Below are 12,554 nucleotides of genomic sequence, written 5' to 3' on the forward strand. Positions count from 1 at the left end.
TAGAGAATGCCTAAAAAGCGCATTCTCTATTTTTATAACCCAAGCGTATTCGCAAGGTATATTGCCGGGAGAGAAAGTTGGTGGTTATTTTTAGGTTCTTTCCTTGTACGCTATATTTTATTTTCCCGCTGTATCCCAGCATTTTTACGGAGGATGTTTTGCCCACGCCTTTAATAAAAAAGTCTTGCTCCGGCCACTTTGTGCAAATAGCATACAGATCATTTCCTTTTTTCGTGAAGTATAAAGTGGTTTCGGCGGACAATGCGGATGCCTGGTCCCACGCTCGTGTGTTGTATATAGCCTCGCCGTTAACATTTAGCCAGCTGCCGATATCATAAAGCCGTTGTTGCATAATTACAGGGATGCGGCAGTCAGCGGTGTGCCCGATGTTTAACAGCAAATTTCCGCCTCTGGTGACTTTGTCAATTAGAATATGAACCAGTTCTTTTGAACTGGAATAGTCTGCCAAGTTCTCGTTTCGATTGTAGCCGAAAGAACCGCCGATACCTCTGGAATTTCATACCGAAGATAACTTTTTTACGAGGAAGGGTTGATCCAACAAAGCGCATGCTCTGGCAAATCTTTTTAAAATAAAAAGCCCCACCATTTGGCGGGGCCCTCTCAAAGCAAGCAGAGAGTTAAGATAGTTTATTAAAATTCTACTGTTGGTGCTTGTTCTGCGCCCTGGGCAGCTTCGAAATATCCTTTGGGCTCAAAGCCGGAAATTTTTGCGACAATTACGCCTGGAAAAGTTCGAACGGCAGAGTTATAAGTATTAACGACATCATTGAAGCGCTTTCGTTCGACTGCTATTCGGTTTTCTGTTCCTTCAAGTTGAGACTGAAGATCAAGAAAGTTTTGGTTAGCCTTAAGATCCGGGTACTTTTCTACAACAACCAACAATCTTGAAAGAGCAGACGTTACTCCTTCCTGAGCTTGCTGGAATTGCGCGAGCTTATCAGGAGTTAAGTTTGTGGGATCTATTTTAACAGAGGTAGCATTAGACCTTGCTTCAATCACCTTTGTTAAGGTTTCTTGTTCAAATTCAGCATAGCCCTTTACCGTATTAACCAAGTTTGGAATCAAATCCATTCTGCGCTGGTATTGACTTTCAACAGTACCCCATTGGCTTTTAACGGCTTCTTCTTTATTAACTAATCCATTATAAGAACCGAAAATCCAAAGCACGAGTATTACGATTGCTCCAATACCGATCCATTTTCCCATAGTGTGTTTTATTTTATTGTATAAATCTAATTCAAAGTTTCTGAAGCCAAAAATATCTGCCAGAGGTATTAAGTGTTATTAAACGTAGGATACAGGTCAAGAGGTTCCGTTACACGCCTTCCATCATGCGTTCGGCAGTATCGGCAATGCGAAGTTGTTCTACGAAACCATCCAAATCACCATTCATTATTGACGGAAGATTATGCTCCGTGTAACTTATTCTATGATCGGTGACCCTACTTTGAGGATAATTATAGGTTCGGATCTTTTCAGATCGGTCGCCGGTGCGAACAATCGATTTTCTCGTAGCACCAATTTCAGATTGCTGTTTCTCAAGTTCTATTTCGTAGAGCTTTGTTTTTAACATCTGCAGTGCACGTTCCCTATTGGCATGTTGGGATCGTTCAACCTGACAGGTAATGACAATACCACTTGGCTTATGCGTAAGCTGAACTTTTGTTTCTACTTTATTAACATTCTGACCGCCGGCACCGCTTGATCGTGCGGTTTGATACTCTAAGTCTGCGGGGTTTATTTCGATGGCAACGTCCTCCACCTCTGGCATCACAACGACAGACGCGGCGGAAGTATGTACCCGCCCCATTTGCTCGGTAGCAGGTACGCGTTGTACACGATGCACTCCGGACTCAAACTTCAACAACCCATATGCCCCTTCACCGCTGACGCTGCAAATTACTTCTTTGTAGCCGCCGGCCGTTCCTTCGGTAACATCTAGAACGGACATTTTTAAGCCCCTCCGCTCACAAAAACGTTGATACATTCGCCAAAGATCGCCAGCAAAGATCGCAGCCTCATCTCCTCCTGTACCGGCCCGGATTTCAAGCATTACATTTTTGTCGTCATTAGGATCTTTCGGAATCAAAAGCTCCTTTAGATCGGATTCAATCTTTTCAATTTTGGGCTCAAGATCGTCAATTTCCATTTTAGCCATCTCCCGCATTTCTTCATCTTTTTCTTTCTGAAGCACTTCTTTCGCTTGTTGAAGATGGTTGCGTGCATCCCTGAACTGATTGTATTTATTCACAATCTTTTCAAGATCTTTATATTCCTTATTGAGTTGGGAGAACTTTTTCATATCCCTAACAGTCTCCGGCTGCATGAGCAGCTGACCAACTTCCTCAAATCGAAGCTTTAATTCTTCCAGTTTTTCGATCATACTTAAAAACGACTTGCAAAGTTAATAAAAAGCTACGTCTTGAACGTTTATCATGCTCAACAAACACATGTCCTTGGAATTATTGCAACCTTGCAAGAACTTTCGGACATGAAAAACGATGTTGAGTCAACGCTCAATGTCATGCCTCGAAACATAACTGTTCTCTAATCAACCCATGAAAAAACTACTTTTTATACCCTTAATAATGGCAATGGCCTGTGGTGGATCACTCTCTGACGAGCAACGAAAGAAACTGCATGAAGGAATGGAAGAACAAAAAATCGTAAAAATCAGCGATGCGGAAATTGTAACGGCCTCTTTGGAAAGAGGAAGGACGATTTATAAGGCAATGGAAAAATTAAAATTTGATAGCCTAAAAATGGACTCCATTTCCAAGCGCTATCATGTAAAAATAAAATTGATTACACCTGGATCTTCCCAGGCCCTGGAAGTTGAACAGCAACTTATTGAAGCTTATGTGGTAGGCGCAGAAACTGGTTCAGTGCAAGACAACATCCAAAAACTGCACACAACAACGGATGCTAAAAATTATGATTCATTGATTTACACCAGACCAAAAGTTTTGCCCATGCCAGATGGTGCTGTAAAAGTGGAAGGGATTTGGAATATTTACTTACCGAAGAAGGATGTTATCCTTTCCATTGACAAAGATAAATGATATTATTCGGCCATCACTTTTTTGTATCTCCAGCAATCTATAAGGTGATCGTTCACTAGTCCGCACGCCTGCATGTGCGCGTAAATAACTGTACTGCCAACAAACTTAAATCCCCGCTTGATTAAATCTTTGCTAAGCGTATCAGACTCTTTCGAAGTCGCCGGAATGTCTTTTAGCGTTTTCCATTTATTGATAATTGGTTTATGATTTACAAACGACCAGATGTATTTATCAAAACTTCCAAATTCCTTTTGAACTTCTAAAAAACATTTCGCATTATTTACTGCCGAATGTACTTTAAGCCGGTTTCTGATGATGCCCGGATCTTGCAGGATTTTCTCTAGGCGAGCAGTGGTAAATCGACTTACTTTGATCGGATCGAAATTAGCGAAGGCCTTTCTATATCCTTCTCGCTTCTTTAACACCGTTGACCAGCTCAACCCCGCTTGAGCTCCTTCCAAAATTAAGAACTCAAAATGCTTTTGATCTTGGTGGACAGGAACCCCCCACTCGGTGTCATGGTATTCGATGTATTGATCAAATTTTAAACACCAAGGGCAACGAATTTTTTTATGGTCAACCATATGAGATAAATCTTTATGAAAAGTGATAACGGCGCCTAAAAAGCCAAAAAAATAATTTATTAAAAATTTTCGATACTTTAACACATGTTTCACCTTAAACTTAGCAACTATGGCAAATGAATTTAAGTCAAATGTGGGGAGTAAAGTTTCGAAGAAAGATGCGATGGAGTGGATCGATAAATATGACAAAGAAATGCGAAAAGATAAAGGTGCGGACACGCGATCGATATTTTATGGGCGAGACGCGTTGCTCAGCATTCTAAGTCAAGAAGGTAGTACAGGTATTACCTTTTACCTTGCTTTAAAGTATAATGAAGCCGTCAAGAAAGAGACGGTTCAATTGGTATTGGTGCCTACGAGGGAAGACGGAACGCTTATTTGGCCGGAAGATGACATAAGTGCGAAAGTGGATGGAAGTGCAGGAGCATTTGATGTCGGACTTGGATGCCCACCATATTGTCCGTGATGTAAATTTAAAAAATGACTATTGAACAGTTCTTATTACTTACTTTAATTCAGACAATCTTAATAGCCATAGGTGCTGCTTTATGCCTGATTAAATTTCGGTCGCGAAGTTTAATTATTCGGTTAATGGGTTTTATTTTTTTAACAGGTGCATGGGCAAATGTTTCAGGGTATCTGTTTATGCAGATCGTGTGGCTTCGTCCCTTTTCAAATATACCTGCTGTTATATACGCGATAGTCAGCACATGGCTTTACTCGTGGATGTATTTTAGTTTAATTCAAAAGAAGAAATTATGGTTTATAGCCGCCTCAATCTTATTGGTGATTTTTGCCGTTGTGAATCTCTTGTTCATCCAAACGATATCTTTTGCCAATTCTTATACGTACTTATTCCAATCAGCTTTACTTCTTATTTATACCCTCTCCTATTTTTACCATTTGATTCAGGATTTACCCTCCTTACACATACATCAACTGCCCGCGTTTTGGTTTAGCGCAGGACTTTTATTTTACCATGCTGGTGCTTTTTTCTTATTTTCGTTTACCTCTTATATATACAATGTGCTTAATAATAATTTGATAACGTATTGGAGCTTTCACAATACATTGAATATTCTAGCTCACCTGGTCTTTTTCGTAGGTCTGTATTATGATTTAAAAATGCTGAAGGCAAAAGAAACGCATTAAGTAAAATCAAATGTTGTAAAGAAACGGATGCTAAATTTCTTATTGATGTCGTTCATTTTTATTTTCGGGGATGGATGCTGAGGTTTCCCAGTTCACGCTTATTTTTTCGCTGGCAACGGTCGGCATGCTGGTACTCGCCGGTTTTATAATTGTATTCGTTGTATTCTATCAAAAAAAAATGATTCAGGAGCAGGTGAAACGTCAGCAACTTGAATTGGACTTTCAACAAAAGATGCTGGAAGCCACCTTGGAATCAGAAGAAAATGAGCGCCGGAAGCTCGCTGGCGACCTCCATGACAGTGTTGGAGGAATGTTGTCTACCATCCGCGTTGGCTTGACCTCGATCGCCAAGCAACTTCCTGATCCAAAAATAATTGACCAATCAAAACAAATGCTTGATGATACCCTTACTTCTGTACGAAGAATAAGTCTTGACTTGATGCCTTCTACACTCGAGAAATTTGGATTGTTACCTGCATTGAAGGAAATTTGCGAACGGTTTCAGGCAGCGTCATTGATTCCGGTGACCTTTAGCGAAGAAGGCGAAGTACAATTCATTGAAACAAAAAGCGAATTAAAAATATTTCGTATAGTCCAGGAGTTGATCAACAATGCTATTAAACATGCACAGGCATCAACGATAGAGGTTAAGGTTATTGGAGGAGATCAATTGACCATTAGTGTAGAGGACGATGGCATAGGCTTCGATCCTTTTTTAAAACATCATGTTACACCAAATGGCTCAGGCTTGGGGTTATATAATATGGAAAACCGGGCGCGGTTATTAAATGCAAAGCTGGAGTACGATACCAAAAGACCGAAAGGAAGCAAGATAACATTGAGAGTTCCCTATGAAAAAACTGAAAGTCTACATCGCCGATGATCACACCTTATTTCGCAAGGCTATGGTCAATTTGCTGCGAAGTTTTGACCGTATCAGCGATGTAAAAGACGCAGAAAATGGAAAGGAGCTTTTGACTCTTATTAAAAATGAGGTCCCTGATGTTGCTATCGTAGATCTGCAAATGCCCATCATGGATGGTACCGAAACCAGCACCCAGATAGTTCAAAAATATCCTGAGGTAAAAATTATTATTCTCACGATGCACGACAGTAATAAATTTATTCTCCACATGATGGATTTAGGCGTGCATGCATTTCTCTTGAAAAATACCGAACCTGATGAGCTTGAGAGGGCTATTTATGCCGTTGCAGACAAAGATTTTTATCATAACGATCTGGTGGCCTCGGTTCTACGGAAAAATGTCACTGAACGTAAGATTGCCCAACGCCCGAACTTTAAACCTGCAGAACTAACCGAACGGGAAAAGGAAATACTGTTCTTGATTTGCCAGGAATTAACAATGAAGGAAATAGGCCAACGCTTATTTTTAAGCGAAAACACTGTCCGGAACCACCGCGTAAATATTATGGAAAAAGTTGGCGTACGTAACATTGTTGGCTTGGTCAAATACGCTTATGAGGCGGGTGTCGTAATTTAATCCTCGACGCGAGGGATAGTATAATTGTACTATTTTTGTTGAATCTGAGCGCTGATAAATTCTTCTGTAATCCGCTTAATTGCGTCAATGCGCAAGGTACCTGTCTTTTTCAGGCAATACACATACGGACGGAAGACCCTCTCTGCAAATGCAATTGAAAACCTTATGCGATATTCATATCAGTTATTTGGCCGCGTGCCAAATAAATAAAAGCATGAAAATTCTTGTGGTTCACAGGCAGAAGAAAACCGTTAACGTAATTGCGTCGGTGCTTAGCGAAGATAAACCCGTTGTGCTTCAAACAGAATCTGGTTTGGATGGGCTCCTAACCTCTCGAATCGAACATTTCGATCTGATAATTTGCGGCACTGACCTGCCTGTGGTCACAGGTTTCGAACTCATCCGTTCCATTAGAACGAATACAATAAATCGCGATACACCTGTTATTTTGATAACAGATACTGCACATTCGGATTTGAAGTTCAACAGCCTTGTAAAATCTTTGGGTGTTGAGGCTATTCTGCCTGTTTCGGAAGTGGAAGATCGTTTAAAAGCTGCGGTAAAAAATTTAAATTTCTCTCCTCACTCGAACCCGAATGATATATTTTCTGGCAGCCGAGTAAATTAAAGTTTCTTTCCTTAGGCGAAAACATCCGTAAGAGAATTCCTTCTCCCAGTCTCCTAATAGAAATCTGCATGCAGACAGGAAAGTATTTACCTACTGTCGTTTTCTTTGGAACTTGTCAATTCAGAAAACATGCTGTTAAAAATTGACAGTATCAAGCTAAATGCTAAGGCCCACCAAAACCCATCGACTGCGAATCCGGGTACCAGCGCCTCAACTATCAAAATTATCAAAGCGTTGATCACCAAAAGAAATAAGCCCAACGTGATAATTGTAATAGGGATCGTCAATATTATTAATATCGGCTTGACAATCAGATTGGCTAGTGAAATTATGAGTGCTGCAAGGAGTGCATAGCCGTAATGCTCAACATGTACGCCAGGCAGCAGGTACGCCGTCAACAATACCGCTAATCCTGACAGTAAAAATCGTATTAGACCGTTCATTTTTACGTATTTAAAAATTTGGTTGAAGTTCCGCTTTTAAGTGAACAAGTCAAATTTTAACTTACACCCATGTACGCGATTGTTGACATTGAAACGACAGGTGGATACGCTGAAAACCATCGCATCACAGAAATAGCGATCTACCATCATGATGGAATGAGGGTAACCGACTCCTTTCACACCTTAATTAATCCCGAAAGAAATATTCCTTATTATATAACAGGGCTGACGGGTATCACATCGGAAATGGTTTTCAATGCGCCATCATTCAAAGAAGTAGCAGAGGATATTTTCAAAAGATTAGACGGGAAGATTTTTGTAGCGCATAATGCACATTTCGATTATTCTTTTCTAAAAAAAGAATTTGAGGATGTAGGTATTAACTGGCAATCCAAGAAACTTTGTACTGTTCGATTAAGTCGTAAAATAATCCCAGGATTGCGCTCTTATAGTTTAGGTAGTCTCTCAGAGAGTTTGGGGATACAGATACTTAACCGCCATCGGGCGGGAGGTGATGCAGAGGCCACTGCGAAAGTCTTCGACCAATTATTGAGACGCGATCGGGATAGTTTTATTCTAAAAACGCTTAAACGCAATTCCGGTGAAACCATTTTGCCTCCTAATCTCCCCAAAGAAGAATTTGATCAACTGCCATCGATGGCTGGGGTATATTACTTTCATAACGCACACGGCCATGTGATTTACGTTGGGAAAGCAATTAACATAAAAAAGCGAATTGCAGGACATTTCACGGGCGACGCCAGGGAATGGAGTCGTTCAAAGATCAGAAATGAAATTCATCATATCAGCTATGAGCTTACTGGTAACGAGCTCATCGCATTTATTCTTGAATCTCAGGAAATTCGCCGGCTTTGGCCGAAGTATAACCAGGCGCAGAAATATAAAAGTGAGGAGTGGGGAATTTTCGATTACGAAGACCGGAGCGGCTACCTGCGGTTTTCGGTCAACTTAGTAACACGTGGATCGCGACCCTTAAAACGATTCAATGCCAAGGGCAATGCATGGGGTTTTCTGTGGGAAAAAGTCAGAGCTTTTGACTTGTGTCCGAAACTTTGCGGTTTGCAGTTAGCCAAAGGGTTGTGTTTTGAATATCAAACCGGTGAATGCCACGGCGCATGTATGGGTGTAGAATCTGCAGCCGTTTACAATGCGCGGGTCGAAAACGCAATTAAATCATTCAACGCGCAGGGCGAGTCCGTTGCAATTATTGGAAGGGGGAGGAATATCGAAGAACAATCGCTGGTGTTGGTTGAAAAAGGTGCCTACGTTGGCTATGGTTTTTTTGATAAACAATTTTCAATTTCAGATTTCGAATCAGCTAAAACGTTTGTTAAACGAAGTGTTGATACGCCTACCATACAAACCCTGATAAACGGCTACGTTACTAACCCGCGAGGTGCAGAAGTCGTTGTTTTTTAGAACAGTCTTTATCTTTTTTTCATCCTGCCTTCCACACCTGGATAGAGCAGAGGCACCGCGTCACTGGTAAAAAATTCTTTCGTAGCGATATTCATCATTGATAAAACGCCAGACCAGCCAGCACCTGTGTCCATCATCCAAATTTCGCAAGACTGAATGGGCCTGTTAAATGGGATTGGAGTATGACCAATATATACTTCATCAAATTTAGTGAGCTTACAATCTTGCTCATCCAGCAAAAGCTGCCATGCCTTTTGAATCAGATTTCGATCCCACAAAAGCGTTCGAAGATCTTGTTGTTCGAGCGTGAACTCCGGATCAATCCCTGCATGAACAAAAAGTCTATTGTTGAACAAATAATAGGGTAGCGCTTTTTCAAATAGTTGAGCGTGGGGGTATGGAATTCCTTCCGAATACGAGGCCATTGTAGCTATTCCTCCTTGAGATTTCCAGGTACTTTCTACCTCACCGGATTTCATCCAATTCATCAACCATAAGTCATGATTACCTAAAATGTAAGTGAGATTATTGATTTTCAAGAGTTCATCAACGCACTGTTTCGTCTCAGGCCATCCATCGCATATGTCCCCAAGACAAATTAAGTGATCGGTCTCATAGTTAAATTTAGACCGCGCCAAACACTGCCTTAAAGCCTTACAGGCACCGTGAATATCACCAATGACGTAGGATGCCGGCATAACCTTTTATCTTAGCCTATTGTTTTTCCTCCAAAATTTCCACCGTAATTGGTAATAATTACGTTATTTTATCGGTTTAAACCTGAATATATTCATGGAAAGTATAGCGATTGAAAAGCATGAAGAGCACAAAGAAAAAATAAAACAAGTTTTCCATGAAGTTGCCAAAGTGGTTGTTGGCCAAGAGTACATGGTTAATCGCCTGATGATCGGTTTATTTACAAATGGCCACGTGTTGTTAGAAGGAGTTCCAGGTCTTGCTAAAACGTTAACAGTAAGTACGCTGGCCCAGGTATTACATCTCGAATTTCAGCGTATTCAGTTTACACCAGATTTGCTTCCTTCGGACCTGGTAGGAACAATGATTTACAACCAGCGTGAAGGAAAATTTGAAGTCAAAAAAGGACCAATTTTCGCGAATATAATTTTGGCTGACGAAATCAACCGATCGCCAGCGAAAGTGCAGTCTGCTTTATTGGAAGCGATGCAGGAAAAACAGGTGACTATTGGAGAAACCACTTTTAAACTCGATAGACCGTTCTTGGTCATGGCAACGCAAAACCCGGTTGACCAGGAAGGAACGTATCCACTACCCGAAGCACAGGTCGACAGATTTATGATGAAGGTCTTTGTTGATTATCCTACCAAGAATCAGGAAATGGAAATCATGCGCCGGATTTCAAACATGAAATTTGACTACACTGTTAATACAGTTTTAAGCAAGGAAGATATTTTTGCTATCCGGGATCAGGTAAATAAAGTCACTATTTCTGATTCACTTGAGCGTTACATCATTGAACTTGTTTATGCTACACGGAAACCTTTGGATTATAAATTGAACGAGCAAGCGCAGTATATTCAATTCGGCGCTTCACCACGCGCAAGTATAAACCTCAATCTTGCTGCGAAAGCAATGGCTTATATGGAGGGACGTGATTATGTATTGCCAGAAGACATTAAAGAAATCGCGCTTGACGTAATGAACCACCGTATTATTCTGAACTACGAAGCTGAAGCAGATAATGTACGCACGCCTGATATTATTAAAGCTATTTTAAATAAAGTGCCGATTAACAAATAAATTCTTATTTATACTTTTATTGTCGGCAACCACAGCTGCGCTCTGTTGATGAGAATTACATGCCCGCGAAATAACCAGCACGTAACAATTCGTTAATATAAAACCTGCCGTAACAGAACGGAAAAAGGCAAATGTTTTCTCTAATGAAAAAGCGTTAACATACCGATAAAGGAACCTTCACGTTCCTAACAATTTCGTAAAATCTCGATTGACTTGGTTTAACATTAGATGACCACCTTTGGCGTCAAGAAGAAATCAAAAACTAAACTTTAAGTCATGAAAAAATTTTTGTCCATGCTTGCCATTGCTGCCATGGTAATGTCATTTGTGGCGTGTGATGATGATGAAGCCACACCTGATGGACCATCTATTGCCACGCCTGCAGTTACAAATGTCCAGGTTGAAGCTGCGGCAGATATTACATTTGAAGCCACGATTCCTGGGGGCTATAAATCAATGAACGTGGCGGCTACCGGCGGAACAGCGGTAAAAAAGTCAGAGCCAGCTGCTGGGGCAACGTCAGGGAATGTTGTGGTCACATTTACAGCGGATGCAACTGCCGGTGCCGGAACAGTAACGGTTTCGATAACAGATAATAATGACAAAGCAGAATCGGAGACAGCAGCGATCAATAAAACAGGAGAAGTGGTGCCCGACGTAATTGTTGTAAGCGGTGTTATAGATGAAGACGTAACCTGGACAGCCGATAATATTTATGAATTGGCAGGACGCGTCATTGTGGATGACGGAACAACGTTAACAATCGAAGCAGGCACGATAATTAAAGGAAGAGAGGGGGAAGGCATTAATGCGTCTGCCCTCATGGTTGCGCGTGGTGGTAAATTGAACGCAGCGGGTACTGCTGAGAAACCTATTATAATGACTTCAGAACTTGATGACATTATGCCAGGTGAGACTGCAGGTTCAAATCTTGATGAGGAAGATAAGGGTTTATGGGGAGGACTTGTGATTTTAGGGAAAGCTCCAATATCAGTATCAGGAGCTACCGAAGCCCAGATAGAAGGTGTGCCGGCCAGTGAAACACTTGGACTTTACGGCGGCGACGTTGCTAACGACAATTCAGGAACCATCAGCTACGTCTCCATCAGACATGGAGGAACCGTACTTTCAGGGGGAAGTGAAATCAACGGGCTTACTTTAGGCGGTGTCGGCTCTGGGACAACCATTAACAACATTGAAGTTTTTGCGAACGTTGATGACGGAGTTGAGTTTTTTGGAGGGTCCGTAAATGTTTCCAATTTATTAATTAGCTATCAGGGTGATGATGGGGTCGATATTGACCAGGCCTATGCAGGTACACTAGATGGATTTATGGTTATTCATGGCGGTGACACAGATGAAGGATTGGAGATAGATGGGCCGGAGGGAGCTGCAAACGCGACAGGTAAATTCATCTTAAAAAATGGGACTTTAATTGGTGATCCAACGAAGCCTAGTGATGCATCCAGTTTGGCTGACTTTAAATCAAAAGCACAGGGTACGCTGGAGAATGTAGTATTTTCGGGATACACTGCGGGTAAAAAAATCAAGCTTGCGAGTAGCTATGATGGATCATGTACACCAACGTTGGATGCTTATAAGAATGTGGTAGACAACAACCTGGTTTTCACCACGGTGCAATTCACAGGGTTTACAGTAGACGTTTATGCGGCTTCCGGAAGCTGTGACACAGCCGCCAGCGATACCGCTGCCGCAGCTAAGATTACATCGGCAACTGCGACTGGTGCACCAGCGATTTCAACATGGAGCTGGACAGTCTCAGCAGCCAAGTCAATTTTAAAATAGTATTGTTTCAGCTTAACAAAAGCCCCAAAATCTTTGGGGCTTTTTGTTTTTATTGGTAAAATATTTTTAACACTACCGATCGATTGTAAACAGTAGGGTAATGTTAAAGTAATGTTAAGAAAACACTTGAATTGGAA

General features: G+C 41.2%; 15 protein-coding genes. 9 read left to right on the forward strand and 6 right to left on the reverse strand.

What is annotated here, in order from left to right:
- Window positions 1–10: 10 nt before the first annotated feature.
- The 3 genes from P2W71_RS06190 to prfA all read right to left on the reverse strand — a co-directional run bounded on the left by P2W71_RS06190 (window position 11) and on the right by prfA (window position 2,404).
- On the reverse strand, window positions 11–469 hold the full coding sequence (locus P2W71_RS06190; protein WP_276368419.1) for an alpha-L-fucosidase: 459 nt from the start codon (window positions 467–469) through the stop codon (window positions 11–13).
- A gap of 182 nt (window positions 470–651) precedes the next feature.
- A complete protein-coding gene (locus P2W71_RS06195; RefSeq protein WP_276368421.1) occupies window positions 652–1,227 on the reverse strand; it encodes a LemA family protein in 576 nt (191 codons plus the stop codon).
- Between the two features lie 109 nt (window positions 1,228–1,336).
- Window positions 1,337–2,404: a peptide chain release factor 1 gene (gene prfA, locus P2W71_RS06200; RefSeq protein WP_276368424.1), complete on the reverse strand. Its 1,068-nt coding sequence runs from the start codon at window positions 2,402–2,404 to the stop codon at window positions 1,337–1,339.
- Between the two features lie 175 nt (window positions 2,405–2,579).
- On the opposite strand from prfA, the gene P2W71_RS06205 reads away from it, so the two are divergent.
- A complete protein-coding gene (locus P2W71_RS06205; RefSeq protein WP_276368427.1) occupies window positions 2,580–3,083 on the forward strand; it encodes a hypothetical protein in 504 nt (167 codons plus the stop codon).
- A 2-nt stretch (window positions 3,084–3,085) separates the two neighbouring features.
- On the opposite strand, the gene P2W71_RS06210 is transcribed toward P2W71_RS06205, so the two are convergent.
- Window positions 3,086–3,667, reverse strand: coding sequence for a DNA-3-methyladenine glycosylase I (locus tag P2W71_RS06210; protein WP_276368430.1), 582 nt, complete (start codon window positions 3,665–3,667; stop codon window positions 3,086–3,088).
- Between the two features lie 109 nt (window positions 3,668–3,776).
- On the opposite strand from P2W71_RS06210, the gene P2W71_RS06215 reads away from it, so the two are divergent.
- From P2W71_RS06215 to P2W71_RS06235, 5 genes are all read left to right on the forward strand, one after another.
- Window positions 3,777–4,133, forward strand: coding sequence for a hypothetical protein (locus P2W71_RS06215; RefSeq protein WP_276368432.1), 357 nt, complete (start codon window positions 3,777–3,779; stop codon window positions 4,131–4,133).
- Window positions 4,134–4,258: 125 nt separating this feature from the next.
- Window positions 4,259–4,819 carry a hypothetical protein gene (locus tag P2W71_RS06220; RefSeq protein ID WP_276368434.1) on the forward strand — a complete coding sequence of 187 codons (561 nt, stop codon included), beginning with the start codon at window positions 4,259–4,261 and terminating at the stop codon, window positions 4,817–4,819.
- A 70-nt stretch (window positions 4,820–4,889) separates the two neighbouring features.
- Window positions 4,890–5,702: a sensor histidine kinase gene (locus P2W71_RS06225; RefSeq protein ID WP_276368436.1), complete on the forward strand. Its 813-nt coding sequence runs from the start codon at window positions 4,890–4,892 to the stop codon at window positions 5,700–5,702.
- On the forward strand, window positions 5,671–6,321 hold the full coding sequence (locus P2W71_RS06230; protein WP_276368439.1) for a response regulator transcription factor: 651 nt from the start codon (window positions 5,671–5,673) through the stop codon (window positions 6,319–6,321). The genes P2W71_RS06225 and P2W71_RS06230 overlap by 32 nt, the downstream gene beginning before the upstream one ends.
- 214 nt (window positions 6,322–6,535) lie before the next feature.
- Window positions 6,536–6,949 carry a response regulator gene (locus P2W71_RS06235; RefSeq protein WP_276368441.1) on the forward strand — a complete coding sequence of 138 codons (414 nt, stop codon included), beginning with the start codon at window positions 6,536–6,538 and terminating at the stop codon, window positions 6,947–6,949.
- Window positions 6,950–7,035: 86 nt separating this feature from the next.
- Here P2W71_RS06235 and P2W71_RS06240 read toward each other — a convergent pair whose 3' ends face one another.
- A complete protein-coding gene (locus P2W71_RS06240) occupies window positions 7,036–7,392 on the reverse strand; it encodes a phage holin family protein (protein WP_276368443.1) in 357 nt (118 codons plus the stop codon).
- A 69-nt stretch (window positions 7,393–7,461) separates the two neighbouring features.
- On the opposite strand from P2W71_RS06240, the gene P2W71_RS06245 reads away from it, so the two are divergent.
- On the forward strand, window positions 7,462–8,832 hold the full coding sequence (locus P2W71_RS06245; protein WP_276368445.1) for an exonuclease domain-containing protein: 1,371 nt from the start codon (window positions 7,462–7,464) through the stop codon (window positions 8,830–8,832).
- 8 nt (window positions 8,833–8,840) lie between these two features.
- Here the strand turns inward: P2W71_RS06245 and P2W71_RS06250 are convergent, their stop codons facing one another.
- Entirely contained in the window at window positions 8,841–9,530 is a 690-nt protein-coding gene (locus P2W71_RS06250) for a metallophosphoesterase (RefSeq protein WP_276368447.1), read from the reverse strand.
- A 94-nt stretch (window positions 9,531–9,624) separates the two neighbouring features.
- Between P2W71_RS06250 and P2W71_RS06255 the strand changes: the two genes are divergently transcribed.
- Window positions 9,625–10,611 (forward strand): MoxR family ATPase, encoded by a 987-nt coding sequence (locus tag P2W71_RS06255; protein WP_276368450.1) that lies wholly within the window; start codon window positions 9,625–9,627, stop codon window positions 10,609–10,611.
- 276 nt (window positions 10,612–10,887) lie between these two features.
- Entirely contained in the window at window positions 10,888–12,417 is a 1,530-nt protein-coding gene (locus P2W71_RS06260; protein WP_276368452.1) for a hypothetical protein, read from the forward strand.
- Window positions 12,418–12,554 lie beyond the last annotated feature (137 nt).

This window comes from Chryseolinea sp. H1M3-3, assembly GCF_029360725.1.
Taxonomy (GTDB): domain Bacteria; phylum Bacteroidota; class Bacteroidia; order Cytophagales; family Cyclobacteriaceae; genus Chryseolinea.

What these genes read in the sequence shown, in the direction of transcription:
- P2W71_RS06230 (WP_276368439.1), top strand. Translation starts at nt 5,671, where the DNA reads ATGAAAAAACTGAAAGTCTACATCGCCGATGATCACACCTTATTTCGC.
- P2W71_RS06250 (WP_276368447.1), bottom strand. Translation starts at nt 9,530, where the DNA reads ATGCCGGCATCCTACGTCATTGGTGATATTCACGGTGCCTGTAAGGCT.
- P2W71_RS06215 (WP_276368432.1), top strand. Translation starts at nt 3,777, where the DNA reads ATGGCAAATGAATTTAAGTCAAATGTGGGGAGTAAAGTTTCGAAGAAA.
- P2W71_RS06220 (WP_276368434.1), top strand. Translation starts at nt 4,259, where the DNA reads ATGGGTTTTATTTTTTTAACAGGTGCATGGGCAAATGTTTCAGGGTAT.
- P2W71_RS06205 (WP_276368427.1), top strand. Translation starts at nt 2,580, where the DNA reads ATGAAAAAACTACTTTTTATACCCTTAATAATGGCAATGGCCTGTGGT.
- P2W71_RS06245 (WP_276368445.1), top strand. Translation starts at nt 7,462, where the DNA reads ATGTACGCGATTGTTGACATTGAAACGACAGGTGGATACGCTGAAAAC.
- P2W71_RS06260 (WP_276368452.1), top strand. Translation starts at nt 10,888, where the DNA reads ATGAAAAAATTTTTGTCCATGCTTGCCATTGCTGCCATGGTAATGTCA.
- P2W71_RS06225 (WP_276368436.1), top strand. Translation starts at nt 4,890, where the DNA reads ATGGATGCTGAGGTTTCCCAGTTCACGCTTATTTTTTCGCTGGCAACG.
- P2W71_RS06235 (WP_276368441.1), top strand. Translation starts at nt 6,536, where the DNA reads ATGAAAATTCTTGTGGTTCACAGGCAGAAGAAAACCGTTAACGTAATT.
- prfA (WP_276368424.1), bottom strand. Translation starts at nt 2,404, where the DNA reads ATGATCGAAAAACTGGAAGAATTAAAGCTTCGATTTGAGGAAGTTGGT.
- P2W71_RS06210 (WP_276368430.1), bottom strand. Translation starts at nt 3,667, where the DNA reads ATGGTTGACCATAAAAAAATTCGTTGCCCTTGGTGTTTAAAATTTGAT.
- P2W71_RS06195 (WP_276368421.1), bottom strand. Translation starts at nt 1,227, where the DNA reads ATGGGAAAATGGATCGGTATTGGAGCAATCGTAATACTCGTGCTTTGG.
- P2W71_RS06255 (WP_276368450.1), top strand. Translation starts at nt 9,625, where the DNA reads ATGGAAAGTATAGCGATTGAAAAGCATGAAGAGCACAAAGAAAAAATA.
- P2W71_RS06240 (WP_276368443.1), bottom strand. Translation starts at nt 7,392, where the DNA reads ATGAACGGTCTAATACGATTTTTACTGTCAGGATTAGCGGTATTGTTG.